Origin of the sequence: Pseudomonas sp. JL3 (genome assembly GCF_031570575.1) — a bacterium.
Lineage (GTDB): Bacteria > Pseudomonadota > Gammaproteobacteria > Pseudomonadales > Pseudomonadaceae > Aquipseudomonas > Aquipseudomonas cucumis.
In genome coordinates this window covers 1-15,568 of record NZ_JAKWJK010000014.1, presented here as the reverse complement: position 1 = coordinate 15,568, position 15,568 = coordinate 1, and the positions used below count along the sequence as shown (strand labels likewise).

Below are 15,568 nucleotides of genomic sequence, written 5' to 3'. Positions count from 1 at the left end.
ACTGATTCCTGATTACTGGGGGTTGAGTAGTGTCGCGCGTTGCTGCGCGGCCAGTTCCCGGTTGCGGTTGGCGTAACCCTCGGCCATCACCGAGCAGACGATCAACTGCAACGGGTGATAGATCATGATCGGCAGCAGGATCAAGCCAAGGCCGGGGTTGGCACCGAAGATCAGTGCCGCCATCGGCGCACCGGCCGCCAGGGATTTCTTGCTGGCGCAGAACACCGCGGCAATCTCATCGGCAGGGCTGAACTTGAGCGCGCGAGCGGTGCGGGTGGTCATCCACAGAATGATCGCCAGCAGAATCGCACTGCCAATCAACGCGGTGAGAATCACGCTGTTGCCCTGTTGTTGCCACATCCCCGACACCATCGAATTGCAAAACGCCGAGTACACCAGCAGCAGGATCACCAGTTTGTCGGCGATGTTGGTGTAGCGCTTGTGCCGAGCGAAAAATTTGCCCAGCCACGGCCGCAGCAATTGCCCGAGCACCAGTGGCAATAGCAGCATGGCGCACAAGTCGAGCAGGGTTGCACCGAGTTCGATACCCCCCGCGCCGCTACCGACCACGAAACTCACCAGCAACGGTGTCAGAAAAATCCCCAGCACGCTGGACAGGCTTGCGTTGAGAATCGCTGCCGGTACGTTGCCGCCGGCGCTACCGGTCAGGGCCACGGACGAGGAAATGGTCGAAGGCAGGGCGCAGAGGTAGAGGAAACCGAGCATCAGCAGTGAGGGAATGTGCGAACCCAGCAGTTTGTCGCTCAGCAGCCAGATCAACGGAAACACCGCAAAGGTGAAGGTTTGAACCATCACGTGCAGCTTCCAGTTTTTCAGCCCATGGCGGATCTGCTCGCTGGAGAGGTTGACCCCATGGAGGAAGAACACCAGAAACACGCCGATGTTGATCACGTACTCCGCGTGCATCCCGCCGCCGGTGGCGCCGAAGGTCGGGAAGACATACGCCAGCAGCGTGGCGATCAGCATGCCGCACAAGAACCAGTCGGTGACCACGCGTTTGAGGTGTTTGAAGGCATGCATGACCGGCACCGAATCCATTTGTAAGAATTGATGACTTAGCCTAACGTCGGCCTCATCAGCCGTCTTGCGACATAAGGCCAATCAATGCCGACTAACGGACAACTTTCCCTCGAACGAATCATTCCTACGCTCACCGTGTTGCCGCGACCGTTGTATGCGCGGGCGGAAAGTCTGAACGCCGGTTCGTGGACACCGCCCCATCGTCACGATTGGGTGCAGTTTTCCTACGCCATCAGCGGCGTTCTCGGTGTGCATACCGCCGAGGGCAGTTTCTTTGCGCCGCCGCAATGGGGCATCTGGATTCCGGCGGATCTCGAGCATCAGGTCGTGACCTCAATGCGTGCCGAGATGCGCAGCCTGTACGTGCGCCGCGAGGATTGCCCATGGGCGGACGGGCGTTGCCGGGTGCTGGAAGTCACGCCATTGGCGCGGGAGTTGATCAAGCGTTTTTGCTTGTTGCCGGTGGAATATCCACAGGGCGACAGCCAGGAGGCGCGGTTGGTGGGCGTGTTGCTGGATCAGTTGGCGAGTCTGCCGGAGGTGGGGTTTTCCTTGCCGCTACCCAGGCATGAACGTTTGCTGGGCTTATGCAACGAGCTGATCGACAGCCCTGAGCGCAATGCGACCTTGCAGGAGTGGGCCGAGCGTTTGGGCACGTCGGAGAAAACCTTGATGCGCTTGTTTCAGCGTGAAACCGGCTTGAGCTTCCGCGGCTGGCGTCAACGCATGCGACTGCTGTCATCGTTGAGTTTGCTGGAGGAGGGGAACAGCGTGACCCATGCCGCGCTGTCTTGCGGGTATGACTCGACGTCGGCGTTTATTGCGGCGTTCAAGGGGTTGTTCGGGTTTACCCCCGGGGAGTTGTTCAAACAGTAGTTGAATGATCGTTCCCACGCGCAGCAAAGGAATGCAGCCCGGGACGCTCCGCGTCCCTGCCGAAGCGGACGCGGAGCGTCCATTGAGGCATTCCCACGCAGAGCGTGGGAACGATCATGCCTACTCAGGTTCTGAACCGCCGGACCAACCCATCCAGCTCATTCGACAACCCCGCCAGGCTCTGAGAATCCAGCCGCGCCGAGTTCGCCAGTTCCGCCACCAACTGCGCGTCGCCATGAATCTGGCTGATGTGGCGATTGATGTCTTCCGCCACTTGATGCTGTTCCTCCGCCGCCGTGGCGATCTGAGTGTTCATGTCGCGAATCACATCCACCGACTCACGAATCTGCCCGAAGCTGCTGCGCGCTTCACCGATCCGCGTCACCGATTGCTGCGACACTTCCAGGCTCGCATGCATCTGCTGCGTCACCTGGCTGGTGCGCTTGGCCAGGTTGCCCAGCAACCCGTCGATTTCCGCCGTGGAGTCGGCAGTGCGTTTGGCCAGGGCGCGAACTTCATCCGCCACCACCGCAAAACCACGACCCTGCTCACCGGCTCGGGCCGCTTCGATGGCGGCGTTCAGCGCCAGCAGGTTGGTCTGTTCGGCAATGGAACGAATGGTCCCGAGGATCGACTGAATGTCGTTGCTATCGCGCTCAAGCTGTTGCATCGATTGCGCCGACTGTTCGATTTCCTGGCTCAAGCGATCAACACTGCTCACTGCGGCATCGATCTGCTGCTGACCTTCACGCGCCTGGCGCTGGCCGCTGTCGGCCGACTCGGCGGCCTGACTGCAGGAGCGTGCAACTTCGTTGGCGGTGGCGACCATTTCGTGGAACGCCGTGGACACCATGTCCACCGCTTCACGCTGGCGCCCGGCGGCTTCGGCCATGTCGCTGGACACTTGGGTCGAGCTCTGGGAGGTGGCGAGGATTTTGGTCGCGGCGCCGCCGATGCTTTGGATCAGGTTGCGAATCGCCGCCAGAAACTGGTTGAACCAGTTGGCCAGTTGCGCAGTTTCATCGCTGCCACGGATTTGCAGGTTCTTGGTCAGGTCGCCTTCACCTTGGGCGATGCCTTCCAGACCACTGGCCACGCTGCGGATCGGCCGTACGATCAGGCTGGCGAAACTGGCGCCGACGATGGCGAAGAACACCGCCAGCACGGCGGCGATGATCGCGATCAGCCAGGTCAGTTGAGTGGCCGAGCTCATCACGTCGGTCTGCTTGATCAGGCCGATAAAGGTCCAGCCCAGTTGTTCCGACGGCCAGACGTTGGCCATGTAGCGCTCGCCATTGAGCTCGATTTCCACCAGCCCTTTGCCGGCCTTGGCCAGTTGCGCGTAGCCATCGCCGAGACTGTTGAGGGCCTTGAAGTTGTGTGCTGGTTGCTTCGGATCGACCAGTATTGTGCCGGTGTTTTCCACCAGCATCAGGTAGCCGGTTTCGCCGAGTTTGATCTGTTTGACGATTTCGGTGAGCTGCTTGAGTGTCACGTCGATGCTGACCACGCCGCCATTGCTGCCCAGTTTGTTATCGATGGTGCGCACGGTGCTGACGTAAGTCGCGTCATCCTGAGCCCAGTAATAGGCTTCGGTGCGAAATGGCTTGCCGGGTTTGGCCTGCGCGGCTTTATACCAAGGGCGCTGGCGCGGGTCGTAATTGCTCAGCTTCGCATCGTCTGGCCAGGACACGTAACCGCCCGCTGCGGTGCCAAGGATGGCATAAGCATAGGCCGGGTGGCTGTTGCCCAGGTCCTGGAGGAGGGCGAAGATTTTTTTGTCCGACTCGCCTTGGGGAATACTCTCGGCGTTGGCGCTCATGTAGGTCTTGAGGCTGTCGTCGGAGTTCTTGATCAGCGGTTGGGTGGCCAGGTAATCGACGTTCTGGCTGATGCCGTCAAAGAACAGCTGCATGGCATTGCTGACCTGACGAATCTCGCGGCCGCTGCCGTCGACAAAATTATCCTTGGCATCGCTGCGCAAGTTCAGCACCACGAGGGTGGCGACCAGCACCACGGGCAAGCAGGCGATGATTGCAAACGCCCAGGTCAACTTCTGTTTGATGTTCATCCGCGCTCCAGTTTTTTCTTGTAGGCCCACGCAGTGCAGATGACTCGCGGATTATTGGCAGCTGTAAACGTTTACGATCGTCGGACAATTTCTGTTCCCTCTAATGCCTTCGGCTGATGAGCGAGGAAATTGAGGTCTGTTGAGAGAAATCCGGCGAAGGGTAGGGATCTACGTGTCAGATTCTGTCGCAAATGCCCTTGTAGCCCTTCGTCAACAAGTGGCGCAGGCTCAGCTATGATCCTGAGCGGTCAATGGGTTGTGTCCGATTAATCCGGCACATTGTGTGCTTCTTGATGTTCATGGGAACGTTCATAGGTCGGCAACCCCTCCCGCGAATGAGAGGATTGCCGTATAACGAATGACTTTCGCGTGTTTGGTAATAAAGGACCCACAATAAAAGCTGATGAAGACTCCAAAACGCATTGAACCCCTGATCGAGGACGGTCTGGTCGACGAGGTGCTGCGCCCACTCATGAGTGGTAAAGAAGCAGCTGTTTATGTGGTGCGCTGCGGCAACGAGCTGCGTTGTGCCAAGGTCTACAAGGAGGCGAATAAACGCAGTTTTCGTCAGGCGGCCGAGTATCAGGAAGGCCGTAAGGTGCGCAACAGCCGGCAGGCTCGAGCGATGGCCAAGGGCTCCAAGTTCGGCAAGAAAGAAACCGAAGACGCCTGGCAGAATGCCGAAGTGGCGGCGTTGTTCCGGCTGGCCGGTGCCGGTGTGCGGGTACCCAAGCCGTATGACTTCCTCGAAGGCGTGCTGCTGATGGAGCTGGTGGCCGACGAGTACGGCGATGCCGCACCGCGTCTGAACGATGTGGTGCTGGAGCCGGACCAGGCGCGCGAATATCACGCGTTTCTGATTTCGCAAATCGTGCTGATGTTGTGTACCGGTTTGGTGCACGGTGACCTGTCCGAGTTCAACGTACTGCTGACGCCGACCGGCCCGGTCATCATCGACCTGCCGCAAGCGGTGGATGCGGCGGGCAACAACCACGCGTTCAACATGCTGGAGCGGGACGTGGGCAACATGGCGTCTTACTTCGGTCGTTTTGCACCGGAGCTGAAACGCACTAAGTACGCCAAGGAAATGTGGGCGTTGTACGAAGCCGGCACTTTGCACCCGGCCAGTGTGTTGACCGGCGAGTTCGACGAGCCGGAAGAACTGGCGGACGTTGGCGGAATCATGCGCGAGATCGAGGCGGCCCGTCTTGATGAAGAGCGCAAGCAAGCGATCCGCACTGCGGACGACGCGCCACCGAGCAAGACCGAAGAGCCGCCTCCACCTTGGATGCAGTAATCGGTTGACCCAAAACCCGGCTTCGGCCGGGTTTTTTGTAGATGCTTTTTTGGAGCCGTGTCGTCTGCATCGCGGGCAAGCCCGCTCCCACAAGTGTTGTGTTGCCCCCGGATTCTATGATCGATACCTGACCTGTGGGAAAACCTGCGCCTGCCGATTTTCAGTTTCCTGACGCTGCTGCAAATGACCGGGTTCGGTATCGGCATGTTGATCGCCGCGCCGTTCTATTCCTGGTGGACGCCCGGCGCAGTGGTGTTGTTCCAAGGCATTCTCCTCACCACGTTGCTGGTGGCGAAGGGGTTGGCGTTCAGGAATGGGCGGGTTCGGCGCAGCAGCCCGACGCCAGCTCCTTGAGGATCGGGCAGTCCGGGCGGTGGTCACCGTGGCAATGTTCTACCAGGTCTTGCAGGGTGTCGCGCAGTTGCCCGAGTTCGCGAATCTTCTGGTTCAGCTCGTCGATGTGCTGACGGGCCAGCGCCTTCACATCGGCACTGGCTCGCTGACGGTCTTGCCAGAGGGTCAGCAGTTTGCCGACCTCTTCCAGCGAGAAACCCAGATCCCGAGAGCGCTTGATGAACGCCAGAGTATGCAGATCGTCATCGCCATAGACCCGGTAGCCGCTGTCGGTGCGATGGGCCGCCTTGAGCAGGCCGATGGACTCGTAGTAACGAATCATCTTCGCGCTCAGGCCGCTCTGGCGGGCCGCTTGGCCAATGTTCATCGGTTGTCCTCCAGGTCTTTGGGTTTCCAGGTTTTCAACAGTAACGCATTGCTCACCACGCTGACGCTCGACAGCGCCATGGCCGCACCGGCCAGCACCGGGTTGAGGAAGCCGAACGCCGCCAGTGGCAGGCCGATCAGGTTATAAACGAAGGCCCAGAACAGGTTTTGGCGAATCTTCGCGTAGGTCTTGCGGCTGATTTCCAGCGCCGCCGGCACCAGCCGTGGATCGCCGCGCATCAAGGTGATCCCGGCAGCGTGCATGGCGACGTCGGTGCCGCCGCCCATGGCGATGCCAATGTCTGCCGCGGCAAGGGCCGGTGCGTCGTTGATGCCATCGCCGACCATTGCCACCACGCCGGTTTTTTTCAGTGCGGCGACGGTGGCGGCTTTGTCCGCCGGTAATACTTCAGCGTGGACATCGCTGATGCCCAGTGCCTCGGCGACCACCTTGGCGCTGCCGCGGTTATCGCCGGTCAGCAGGTGGCTGCTGATGTTCCGTGCATTCAGCTGTTGCACTGCTTGCAAGGCGCCGGGTTTGAGCGTGTCACCGAAGGCGAACAGGCCGAGCACCCGTGGTTCAGGGCTTTGTTCGATCAGCCAGGACAGGGTCCGGCCTTCGGTTTCCCAAGCGGTTGCGGAGTCGGCCAATGGTTCGGCGCTCAGTCCGCTTTCTTCCAGCAGACGCCGATTGCCCAAAGCCAATCGCCGACCATCGAGATTGCCGGCAATACCGCGCCCGGTCAGCGATTGACTGTCGCTGACATCCGCCACGGTCAGGCCGCGCTCGGTGCAGGCATCCAGCACAGCCTTGGCCAGCGGGTGTTCACTGCCGCGTTGCAGCGCACCAGCCATTTGCAGCAGGGCAGCTTCATCACCCTCGATGGCACTCAAATGCGCGATGCGCGGCGTACCCGAAGTCAGCGTGCCGGTCTTGTCGAACACCACGGCGCTGACTTCATGGGCACGCTCCAAAGCTTCGGCGTCCTTGATCAAAATCCCGTAGCGCGCCGCCACACCGGTGCCGGCCATGATTGCCGTCGGCGTGGCCAGCCCGAGTGCACAAGGGCAGGCGATTACCAATACCGCGACCGCATTGATCAACGCAGTTTCCAGTGGCGCGCCGTACAGCCACCAACCGATCAAGGTCGCTAGCGCGATCAGCAGCACCGCCGGCACGAACACCTGGCTGACTTTATCCACCAGTTTCTGGATCGGTGCTTTTGCCGCTTGCGCGTCTTCCACCAGGCGGATGATCCGCGCCAGCACGGTTTCTGCGCCGAGCGCCAAGGTCCGAACCAGCAGCCGACCTTCGCCATTGATCGCGCCGCCGGTGACCTTGTCACCCGGCTGTTTTGGCACCGGCAGGCTCTCGCCGCTGATCAGTGCTTCATCGGCGTGGCTCTGGCCTTCCACCACTTCGCCATCCACCGGGAAGCGTTCACCGGGTTTGACCATAACCAGATCGTTGAGGCGCAAAGCGCTGATCGCAACCTCCTGTTCGCGGCCATCGATAACCTGAATGGCTCGCTCCGGACGCAGGGCTTCAAGGGCGCGAATGGCGCTGGCGGTCTGGCGCTTGGCGCGGCTTTCCAGGTATTTGCCTAGCAATACCAAAGCGATCACCACCGCCGAGGCTTCGAAATACAGGTGCGGCAGGCGGCCGGCGGCGGTGGCCCACTCGTAAACGCTCAAGCCGTAGCCGGCGCTGGTGCCCAGGGCTACCAGCAAATCCATGTTGCCGGCACCAGCACGCACGGCTTTCCACGCAGCGACATAGAAGCGCGCGCCGAAGATGAATTGCACCGGCGTCGCCAACGCGAACTGCACCCACGCCGGGAGCATCCAGTGCACGCCGAAAGGTTGCAGCACCATTGGCAGCACCAGCGGCAAGGCGAGGGCGATAGCCGCCAGCAAAGCCCAGCGTTCGCGGTGCAATCGTTGTTGTTGATTGTCGGTTTGCGGGTGTTCAACTTCCCAGACGCTGGCGGAGTAACCGGCCTTGGTCACTGCGCCGATCAGGGTTTGCGGGTCGACCTGGCCGAGCAGCTCGAGGTGTGCACGCTCGTTGGCCAGGTTGACGCTGACACTTTTGACCCCCGGCACCTTGGTCAGCGCCCGTTCGACGCGACCGACGCAGGACGCGCAGGTCATGCCTTCGATGCTCAATTCCAGGGTCTGCTGTGGCACGCTGTAACCGGCCTGCTGCACCGCCTCCATCAACGCCGGCAGGCTGTCACTGGGCGCTTGAACCCGGGCCAGTTCGGTGGCCAGGTTGACGCTGACGGCTGTGGCGCCGATGACTTTGCTCAAGGCACGCTCGACACGCCCGGCGCAACTGGCGCAGGTCATGCCGGCAATCGGCAGATCGAAGGTGGTGGATTCGGACATCGGTCACGCTCCCTGTAGAGATTGCCTACAGGATCAACCTTGCCATGCTGGCAAGGTCAAGTGCCATGTCTCAGATCAAAAGATCGCAGCCGACTCAGTATTCCAAAGCCGCAGGCTTGAGGTACATCCCTTCCTGCGTCATCGCAATCCGGAACTTCAACACATCCCCGGCCTTGAGCGTGATGTTCTGCGAACCCGGTGCGAGCATGCCAGGGTTGCAACCCAGGGCCTGGCCCGGCAGCAGTTTGAGGCGCAGAGACACATTGCCCGGCGGCAGGTTGAACGAGGTGCTCTGTTCCTGGAACAGTCGCGCCGATAGCTGATCCTGGATGTACACACCGATTTCGCAGGAAGTCGACACTTCCAGGCGCTCGCGGGAAATGATCAGCACGCCATAATCCTCCCCGGCGGCTTGAACCGATGGTGTCGCGGCAAATAGGCTGAGGAAGCCAAACAGGCTGAGAACTGACCAGCGCATGGCTGAATCTCCTGATGTCGAGTCATAGATGGACGCAGCTTGGCCGAGCACGACGCCGATTGCCAGCCCGGCAGCTTGCTTCAGAACTTGACCTTGCCATGGTGGCAAGCTCGAGACTGCCCTTAACCCGATTAACGGGCCCCATTAAGGAGACGTCCCATGCAAGTGTTCAATGTTGAAGGCATGTCCTGCGGTCATTGCGTAAAGGCCATTACTCAGGCGCTGCAAGCCAAGGATCCCGCGGCCAGCGTGCGCATTGATCTGGCGGCAAAAGAAGTCGGCGTTGAAAGTGCGCTGACGGCCGATCAAGTGATCGCCGCGATCAGCGAAGAAGGTTATGGCGTCAAATTGGCCTGAGTTTTTTAATAGTTAGCGACCTAACGGAATGTTCAAGGCGTCCACGCCCGGCTAGACTGTTGGCCTGCCGATCCATGGCCAACCTGCATGCCTAACCTGGACGCCTGATGAACCTCCGTACAATCCTGATTCTCGGCGCCTTGAGCGCTTTCGGTCCGTTGGCGATCGATTTCTACCTGCCGGCATTCCCGGCGATGGCGCTCGCTTTCGGTACCGACGAAAAACACGTTCAACTGACCCTGGCGGCCTATTTCCTCGGCCTGTCCATTGGCCAACTGGCGTACGGCCCGGTGGCTGATCGCTTTGGGCGACGGATTCCCTTGCTGACAGGGCTCGGCTTGTTCACCGCCGCTTCATTGGCCTGTGCTTATGCGCCGACGCTGGAGTGGCTGATCGGCGCACGTTTCATCCAGGCGCTGGGCGGTTGCGCGGGCATGGTGATTTCGCGGGCGGTGGTCAGCGATAAATGCGATGCGGTGGGTTCGGCGAAGGTCTTTTCGCAGTTGATGCTGGTGATGGGCCTGGCGCCGATTCTTGCGCCGATGCTGGGCGGGTTGCTGGTTAACACGACTGGCTGGCAATCGATCTTTCTGGTGCTGACCGGTTTCAGTGCACTGGCAGGATTGGCAGTGGCCCTCGGGCTGCCGGAAAGTCTGCCGGCCCATGTGCCGCGCCAACCGTTGTCGGGCGCGCTGCGTCAGTACGGTCGGTTGTTGGCGGACCCCATCTTCCTCGGCCATGCCCTGACCGGTGGTGTCGCCATCGCCGGGATGTTTGCCTACATTGCCGGTTCACCGTTCGTCTTCATCAAACTCTATGGTGTGCCGGCCGAGCATTTCGGCTGGCTGTTCGGCATTAATGCGGCGGGTTTCATTCTGGTGGCCCAGGTCAATGCCCGGATGCTGGCCAAGCGCGGTCCGGCGTTTTTACTGGCGCGTACTGTCTGGCTCTATCTGGCGGGCGGTCTGGCTCTGTTGGCGGTCAGCGCGTTGCACACCGCGCAGTTGTGGCCGTTGCTGATTCCGCTTTTCCTCTGCATTGCCAGCCTGGGTTGTATTGTGCCCAACGCCTCGGCCTGCGCCATGAACGGGCAGGGCGCGCGGGCGGGCAGTGCATCGGCGATGCTCGGTTGCCTGCAGTTCAGCGTCGCCGCCGGGGCCGCAGCATTGGTGGGTGTTTTGCACGATGGCAGCGCCATGCCGATGGCCATGGTCATCAGCCTGTGCGGGATTCTGGTGGTGAGCGCAGCGATGCTCACCCGACGTTTGCAAAATACCCGGGCGCTGGCGCAGGCCCAGGTCTGAGGACGGACTCAGCCAGCAGCGCGCTGCTGACGGTCGGGAATCTGATGGGGCGCGTGCAAGCGCGCTTCAAGCGTTTTAGTGAAGGCCAAGGCTTCGGCCTCACTGCGGAACATCACAGCGTGTTGATCCAGGCGGACCTGCCAGCGGGATTTTGCCACTTCTTTTATCAGGATCTTCATTGCTGAGCTCCTATCGTAAAAGACGTCTCGTAAAAGACATCACGTAAATGATTGTTTGCAGAGATTTCGATTGTAGACCTGAATACGATCGCAATTGTGACAACGGTCAATTCTCTGACTGACGGCAAAAGATCGCCGGCTCCCACAAAGGCAGCGATCTTTTGATCTTCAGGTCAGAATCCTTCAAGCACAATCTTGCCCTTGGACTTGCCGCTCTCCAGCAGCTCATGGGCACGCCGCAGGTTGGCCGCGTTGATGGTCCCGAAGTGTTCGCCGACCGTGGTTTTCAACGTGCCTGCATCGATCAGCCCGGCGACGCGGTTGAGCAGTTTGTGCTGCTCGATCATGTCTGCGGTTTCGAACAGCGAGCGGGTGTACATGAACTCCCAGTGCAGCGACAGGCTCTTGCGCTTGAGCTTGGTCACGTCCAGGGACTTCGGATCATCGATCAACGCCAGTTTGCCTTGCGGCGCCAACGCCTCTACCAGTTGATCCAGGTGTTGATCGGTCTGGGTCAGACTGGCGACGTGGGTCACATGCTCGAACCCGGCACGTTTGAGTTCTTCACTCAGCGGCTGGCTATGATCGATCACCTGATCGGCGCCCAGGTCACGCACCCAACTCTGGGTTTGTGCACGGGAAGCGGTGCCGATGACCTTCAGCCCGGTGAGCTGGCTGGCCAGTTGCGTGAGGATCGAACCCACACCGCCAGCGGCACCGACGATCAGCAGGCTCTGGCCCTCATCGGTTTTGCCTTCGCGCACTTGCAGGCGTTCGAACAGCAGTTCCCACGCGGTGATGGCGGTCAGCGGCAGGGCGGCGGCTTCGGCGAAACCGAGGGTTTTCGGCATATGGCCGACGATTCGCTCGTCCACCACATGCAACTCGCTATTGCCGCCGGCACGGGCGATGGAGCCGGCGTAGAACACCTTGTCGCCAGCCTTGAACAAGGTCACTTCGCTGCCGACAGCCTTGACCACACCGGCCACGTCCCAGCCCAGCACCTTTGCCGCGCCACCTTCAGGCTGGACGTTCTGGCGGACCTTGGTGTCCACCGGGTTGACCGAGATGGCTTTGACCTCCACCAACAGGTCGCGCGGACCGGCGACCGGTTCTGGCAGTTCGATGTCTTGCAGGGATTTTTCGTCGCTGATGGGCAGGGAGGCGTAGTAGGCAATGGCTTTCATGGTGGGTTCCTCAGAGGGAATGATTTCGATGGGACAGATGATTGGTTATTTCCCGGCAAGATAAAACCCGCTAAAAGAGCAGTCTCTTTCAATATTTTTTTGATAATCGAGGCTGACGATGTTGCGTTTCGATGACTTGCAGTTGTTCGTCCGGGCCGCGGACCTGGGCAGTCTGTCAGCGGCTGCGCGGGTGATGGATATGTCGGCGGCGGTGGCCAGTGCGGCGTTAAAGCGCATCGAACAGCAACTCGGCGCGCGCTTGCTCGCCCGTTCTACCCGCAGTCTGCGCCTGACCGCTGAAGGCGAGGGCTTTCTGGAATACGCCCGGGCAGCCTTGAGCAATCTCGATGAGGGCCGCCGCTTGCTGGCCAGTGGGCAGGATCAGGTCAGCGGGATTTTGCAGCTGTCGGCGCCTTCGGATTTCGGTCGCAACCTGTTGTTGCCGTGGCTTGACGAGTTTCAGCGCGAGCATCCGAAACTCACGGTACGGTTGCTGCTGGGCGACCGCATCGCCGACCTGTTCCGCCAACCGGTGGACATTGCCCTGCGTTATGGCGAGCCGGAAGACTCGAGCCTGGTGGCGTTGCCCATCGCCCCGCAGAACCGTCGCGTGCTCTGTGCAGCGCCGAGTTATCTGGCCCGGCATGGCGAACCTCGGCATCTGGAGCAACTGGCTCAGCACAATTGCCTGTTGTTCATGCTCGGTAGCCGGGTTCACGATCATTGGAGTTTCCACGATGGCAAACGCGAAGTAAGCCTGACGGTCAGTGGCGATCGCTTCAGTGATGACGCCGATGTTGTGCGTCTGTGGGCCATGGCGGGGGCGGGGATTGCGTATAAGTCCTGGCTCGATGTCGCTGCCGATGTGCTGGCCGGTCGATTGAACGTGTTGATGCCGGAGTTGCTCTGTGAGCGCGCACCGCTGAATTTGCTGTGCGCCCATCGCGCACAATTGAGTAAGCCGGTGAACCTTTTGCGGGAAATGCTTGCCAGCCGATGCGCTCGCATAAGCAGTCAATTTCCGACGAAATCGGATGTCGATCATTAGTCGCAGGCAAATAGCGAAATTTCTGTCAGGAACTATCACCACCAAAAGATCCCCGAGAGCAGGAACCGGCGGTTAACCCGCTTATACTAGCGCCCGCCTCATGTACGCACCGTCGACCTCGCAATGGCGAGTTCAGGTTCGATTCGGTCAGACCCCATGGTCATTACCGACCTTCGTTGCACCCGCGAAGCAATGGCCTGGGTGAGTGGGTGACTTTGCCCGGTTTATGGCGGTTTTCGCGTCTTGGCCGACGACACATTACTGGTCAAGATGTCTCTGAGCAGTAGACGAAACGATTCAACAGGGAGTGAATACATGGAACATGCACCTTGCATCAGCCAGATCGCCACATTGCTGGCTGACCCAAAGCGCAGCGCAATGATGTGGGCTTTGATGGACGGCTCGGCGCGGCAAACCGAGGAACTGGCGCTGCTGGCCGGCCTGTCGCCGTCTTCGGCCAGTGCGCATTTAGGGCGTTTGTCCGCCGGAGGTCTGTTGAAAGTCGAAACCCGTGGACGCAAACGGTTTTTCCGGCTTGCCGCGCCCGAAGTCGGCGCCGCGATAGAGGCCTTGGCCAGCGCAACCCTGGCCAGCGCTCCTCGGGACATTCCAGAGGTTTTCAAACGCACCAGCCCTATCGCCAAACCTCAGGCGGCGCCTTCGTCACTTCTGCGGGCCAGACTCTGCGACGACCATCTGGGCGGTACCCTGGCCGCCGACCTCTACCAGCGCCTGCTGGATGCGGGATGGATCGAGCAATTCGATCAGCGGGTCATGATCACTCACAAGGGCGCCACACAATTGGCAACACGCGGTGTGTTCATCCAGGCGCTGGCTCATCGCAACAGCAGAGTCGCTTGCGCTTGCCCGGACTGGAGCGAAAGACGTCCGCACATGGGCGGATCATTGGGCGCGGCGTTGTTGCAGCTGTTCATGCAATCGGGCTGGTTGAGCCTGCCCAACGATTCGCGAGCGTTGCAGATCACCGCTGCGGGGCAACGGGAGATTCATCGCTTCGCCAAGGAAACCGAACTGGAAATGGCGCTTTAGAGCCATCGAGGTGCGACGTCCGGGATCTTTGTTTCAGGCGTCGTTCAGAGCTGTGGACAGGTCGTATCCAGCAATAACCCCCAGCCGCTATCGCGCACACTCGATCCGGGGACTTTCAGGATTGGGGGAATGTGGCATGGAAACACGAAGCTTCAGCGCGGCAGAACGATTGGAGCGGCTGCCCATCAGCGGTTATCACCGCATTATTTTCATCATCATTGCCTTGGCGTTTTTCTTCGACTCCATGGACCTGGCGATGATGACCTTCCTCCTCGGCTCGATCAAAACCGAGTTCGGCCTGAGCACAGCGCAGGCCGGGTTGCTGGCCAGTTCGAGTTTCTTCGGCATGGTTCTGGGCGCATCGCTGTCCGGCATGTTGGCCGACCGCTTCGGACGCAAACCGGTGTTCCAGTGGAGCATTGTGCTGTGGGGCATCGCCAGCTACCTGTGCTCCACGGCGCAGAACGTCGAAACGCTGACGTTGTTCCGAGTCCTGTTGGGGATCGGCATGGGCATGGAGTTTCCGATTGCGCAGTCGATGCTGTCCGAGCTGATTCCGGCAAAGAGACGTGGGCGTTACATCGCGTTGATGGATGGTTTTTGGCCGCTCGGTTTCGTCGCGGCCGGGGTGCTGTCGTACTTCCTGTTGCCGGTGATTGGCTGGCGCGACATCTTTCTGGTGTTGGCGGTGCCGGCGGTGTTCGTCCTGGCGATTCGTTTTTTCATTCCCGAGTCACCGCGCTGGCTGGAGCAGGCCGGGCATCATGACGCGGCGGATAAGGTCTTGCTCGGCATCGAAGACCGGGTTCGGGCTTCACTGGGCCGTGCGGATTTGCCTGAACCCATTCGCCTGCCACGGATGGCGAGTCAACCGGGTACTTTCTTCTCTGCGCTAGGGGAGATCTGGTCGCCGCAGTATCGTCAGCGCACGATGATGATCTGGAGCGTGTGGTTCTTCGCTTTGCTGGGTTTCTATGGCCTGACGTCCTGGCTCAGCGCGTTGTTGCAACAGTCGGGTTTCGCCGTGACCCAGTCGGTGTATTACACGGTGCTGATTTCTCTTGGCGGGATCCCCGGTTTCCTCATGGCTGCCTGGCTGGTGGAGCGTTGGGGGCGTAAACCGGTGTGCGTCGTGACATTGCTCGGCGGCGGCGTCATGGCGTTTCTTTATGGCCAGAGTGCGGTGTTCGGCGGCAACGTCAGTCTGTTGATTACCTCGGGGCTGCTGATGCAGTTCTTTCTGTTCGGCATGTGGGCGGTGCTCTACACCTACACCCCTGAGTTGTACCCGACATCGGCACGCGCCACGGGCTCGGGGTTCGCCTCAGCCATCGGCCGCGTGGGGTCGTTGCTCGGGCCGTTGGTGACCGGGTTGGTGTTCCCGATGACCGGGCAAGGCGGGGTGTTTGCGCTGGGGGCGATGTGTTTTGCGATTGCGGCGGGGGTGGTGTGGATGTTCGGGATGGAGACCCGGGGCAAGACGTTGGAGGAGTTGAGTGAGCCGGTGATTATCAATTAACACCGATTAAATGTGGGAGCAACTGTCTTGATGGTCTTTATTTTGAAGGC

Annotated in this window: 14 protein-coding genes and 2 pseudogenes; 8 read left to right on the top strand and 8 right to left on the bottom strand. The window is 60.3% G+C overall.

The genetic code is table 11. The features are described from left to right. Window positions 1-12: 12 nt before the first annotated feature. Window positions 13-1,041, bottom strand: a complete 1,029-nt coding sequence (locus MMG91_RS21305) for a bile acid:sodium symporter family protein (protein WP_310660603.1) — start codon at window positions 1,039-1,041, stop codon at window positions 13-15. An 84-nt stretch (window positions 1,042-1,125) separates the two neighbouring features. Here MMG91_RS21305 and MMG91_RS21300 point away from each other — a divergent pair, with 84 nt between their 5' ends. Next, window positions 1,126-1,917 (top strand): helix-turn-helix transcriptional regulator, encoded by a 792-nt coding sequence (locus MMG91_RS21300; protein ID WP_310660602.1) that lies wholly within the window; start codon window positions 1,126-1,128, stop codon window positions 1,915-1,917. A gap of 124 nt (window positions 1,918-2,041) precedes the next feature. Here the strand turns inward: MMG91_RS21300 and MMG91_RS29010 are convergent, their stop codons facing one another. Both MMG91_RS29010 and MMG91_RS29005 read right to left on the bottom strand, forming a co-directional pair. Then, complete coding sequence (locus MMG91_RS29010) at window positions 2,042-2,770, bottom strand: methyl-accepting chemotaxis protein (protein ID WP_370694720.1); 729 nt, start codon at window positions 2,768-2,770, stop codon at window positions 2,042-2,044. A 129-nt stretch (window positions 2,771-2,899) separates the two neighbouring features. Further along, a pseudogene (locus MMG91_RS29005) lies at window positions 2,900-3,988 on the bottom strand (cache domain-containing protein); the annotation flags it as partial. Between the two features lie 403 nt (window positions 3,989-4,391). On the opposite strand from MMG91_RS29005, the gene MMG91_RS21290 reads away from it, so the two are divergent. Beyond that, window positions 4,392-5,285, top strand: coding sequence for a PA4780 family RIO1-like protein kinase (locus tag MMG91_RS21290; RefSeq protein ID WP_305448071.1), 894 nt, complete (start codon window positions 4,392-4,394; stop codon window positions 5,283-5,285). A 138-nt stretch (window positions 5,286-5,423) separates the two neighbouring features. Continuing rightward, window positions 5,424-5,639: pseudogene (locus MMG91_RS21285) on the top strand (MFS transporter); the annotation flags it as partial. On the opposite strand, the gene cueR reads toward MMG91_RS21285, so the two are convergent. From cueR to MMG91_RS21270, 3 genes are all read right to left on the bottom strand, one after another. Beyond that, entirely contained in the window at window positions 5,593-6,006 is a 414-nt protein-coding gene (gene cueR / locus MMG91_RS21280; protein WP_007907120.1) for a Cu(I)-responsive transcriptional regulator, read from the bottom strand. The pseudogene MMG91_RS21285 and the gene cueR overlap by 47 nt on opposite strands. Next, window positions 6,003-8,396: a heavy metal translocating P-type ATPase gene (locus MMG91_RS21275; RefSeq protein WP_310660601.1), complete on the bottom strand. Its 2,394-nt coding sequence runs from the start codon at window positions 8,394-8,396 to the stop codon at window positions 6,003-6,005. The genes cueR and MMG91_RS21275 overlap by 4 nt, the downstream gene beginning before the upstream one ends. Window positions 8,397-8,490: 94 nt before the next feature. Then, a complete protein-coding gene (locus tag MMG91_RS21270; RefSeq protein WP_310660600.1) occupies window positions 8,491-8,874 on the bottom strand; it encodes a hypothetical protein in 384 nt (127 codons plus the stop codon). A gap of 159 nt (window positions 8,875-9,033) precedes the next feature. Here MMG91_RS21270 and MMG91_RS21265 point away from each other — a divergent pair, with 159 nt between their 5' ends. Both MMG91_RS21265 and MMG91_RS21260 read left to right on the top strand, forming a co-directional pair. Next, window positions 9,034-9,231 (top strand): heavy-metal-associated domain-containing protein, encoded by a 198-nt coding sequence (locus MMG91_RS21265; protein WP_008069687.1) that lies wholly within the window; start codon window positions 9,034-9,036, stop codon window positions 9,229-9,231. Window positions 9,232-9,338: 107 nt separating this feature from the next. After that, window positions 9,339-10,535, top strand: a complete 1,197-nt coding sequence (locus MMG91_RS21260) for a multidrug effflux MFS transporter (protein ID WP_305504349.1) — start codon at window positions 9,339-9,341, stop codon at window positions 10,533-10,535. Window positions 10,536-10,543: 8 nt separating this feature from the next. Here MMG91_RS21260 and MMG91_RS21255 read toward each other — a convergent pair whose 3' ends face one another. Continuing rightward, window positions 10,544-10,714, bottom strand: a complete 171-nt coding sequence (locus MMG91_RS21255) for a hypothetical protein (RefSeq protein WP_305448077.1) — start codon at window positions 10,712-10,714, stop codon at window positions 10,544-10,546. Window positions 10,715-10,887: 173 nt separating this feature from the next. Next, the gene (locus MMG91_RS21250) at window positions 10,888-11,901 is read right to left on the bottom strand and encodes a zinc-binding alcohol dehydrogenase family protein (protein WP_305504351.1); all 1,014 of its coding nucleotides are present in this window, start codon (window positions 11,899-11,901) and stop codon (window positions 10,888-10,890) included. Between the two features lie 118 nt (window positions 11,902-12,019). Here MMG91_RS21250 and MMG91_RS21245 point away from each other — a divergent pair, with 118 nt between their 5' ends. The 3 genes from MMG91_RS21245 (at window position 12,020) to MMG91_RS21235 (ending at window position 15,518) form a co-directional block, all read left to right on the top strand. Continuing rightward, entirely contained in the window at window positions 12,020-12,949 is a 930-nt protein-coding gene (locus MMG91_RS21245) for a LysR family transcriptional regulator (RefSeq protein WP_305504353.1), read from the top strand. Window positions 12,950-13,264: 315 nt separating this feature from the next. Beyond that, window positions 13,265-13,999: a helix-turn-helix transcriptional regulator gene (locus MMG91_RS21240; protein WP_030128369.1), complete on the top strand. Its 735-nt coding sequence runs from the start codon at window positions 13,265-13,267 to the stop codon at window positions 13,997-13,999. Window positions 14,000-14,135: 136 nt separating this feature from the next. Then, window positions 14,136-15,518 carry an MFS transporter gene (locus MMG91_RS21235; RefSeq protein ID WP_305448081.1) on the top strand — a complete coding sequence of 461 codons (1,383 nt, stop codon included), beginning with the start codon at window positions 14,136-14,138 and terminating at the stop codon, window positions 15,516-15,518. Window positions 15,519-15,568: the final 50 nt, after the last annotated feature.

Bases quoted from the DNA above. Each gene is read 5' to 3' on its own strand.
- MMG91_RS21260 (WP_305504349.1), top strand. From the start codon at position 9,339: ATGAACCTCCGTACAATCCTGATTCTCGGCGCCTTGAGCGCTTTCGGT.
- MMG91_RS21275 (WP_310660601.1), bottom strand. From the start codon at position 8,396: ATGTCCGAATCCACCACCTTCGATCTGCCGATTGCCGGCATGACCTGC.
- cueR (WP_007907120.1), bottom strand. From the start codon at position 6,006: ATGAACATTGGCCAAGCGGCCCGCCAGAGCGGCCTGAGCGCGAAGATG.
- MMG91_RS21245 (WP_305504353.1), top strand. From the start codon at position 12,020: ATGTTGCGTTTCGATGACTTGCAGTTGTTCGTCCGGGCCGCGGACCTG.
- MMG91_RS29010 (WP_370694720.1), bottom strand. From the start codon at position 2,770: ATGGTGTCCACGGCGTTCCACGAAATGGTCGCCACCGCCAACGAAGTT.
- MMG91_RS21300 (WP_310660602.1), top strand. From the start codon at position 1,126: ATGCCGACTAACGGACAACTTTCCCTCGAACGAATCATTCCTACGCTC.
- MMG91_RS21240 (WP_030128369.1), top strand. From the start codon at position 13,265: ATGGAACATGCACCTTGCATCAGCCAGATCGCCACATTGCTGGCTGAC.
- MMG91_RS21265 (WP_008069687.1), top strand. From the start codon at position 9,034: ATGCAAGTGTTCAATGTTGAAGGCATGTCCTGCGGTCATTGCGTAAAG.
- MMG91_RS21250 (WP_305504351.1), bottom strand. From the start codon at position 11,901: ATGAAAGCCATTGCCTACTACGCCTCCCTGCCCATCAGCGACGAAAAA.
- MMG91_RS21235 (WP_305448081.1), top strand. From the start codon at position 14,136: ATGGAAACACGAAGCTTCAGCGCGGCAGAACGATTGGAGCGGCTGCCC.
- MMG91_RS21305 (WP_310660603.1), bottom strand. From the start codon at position 1,041: ATGCATGCCTTCAAACACCTCAAACGCGTGGTCACCGACTGGTTCTTG.
- MMG91_RS21290 (WP_305448071.1), top strand. From the start codon at position 4,392: ATGAAGACTCCAAAACGCATTGAACCCCTGATCGAGGACGGTCTGGTC.
- MMG91_RS21270 (WP_310660600.1), bottom strand. From the start codon at position 8,874: ATGCGCTGGTCAGTTCTCAGCCTGTTTGGCTTCCTCAGCCTATTTGCC.
- MMG91_RS21255 (WP_305448077.1), bottom strand. From the start codon at position 10,714: ATGAAGATCCTGATAAAAGAAGTGGCAAAATCCCGCTGGCAGGTCCGC.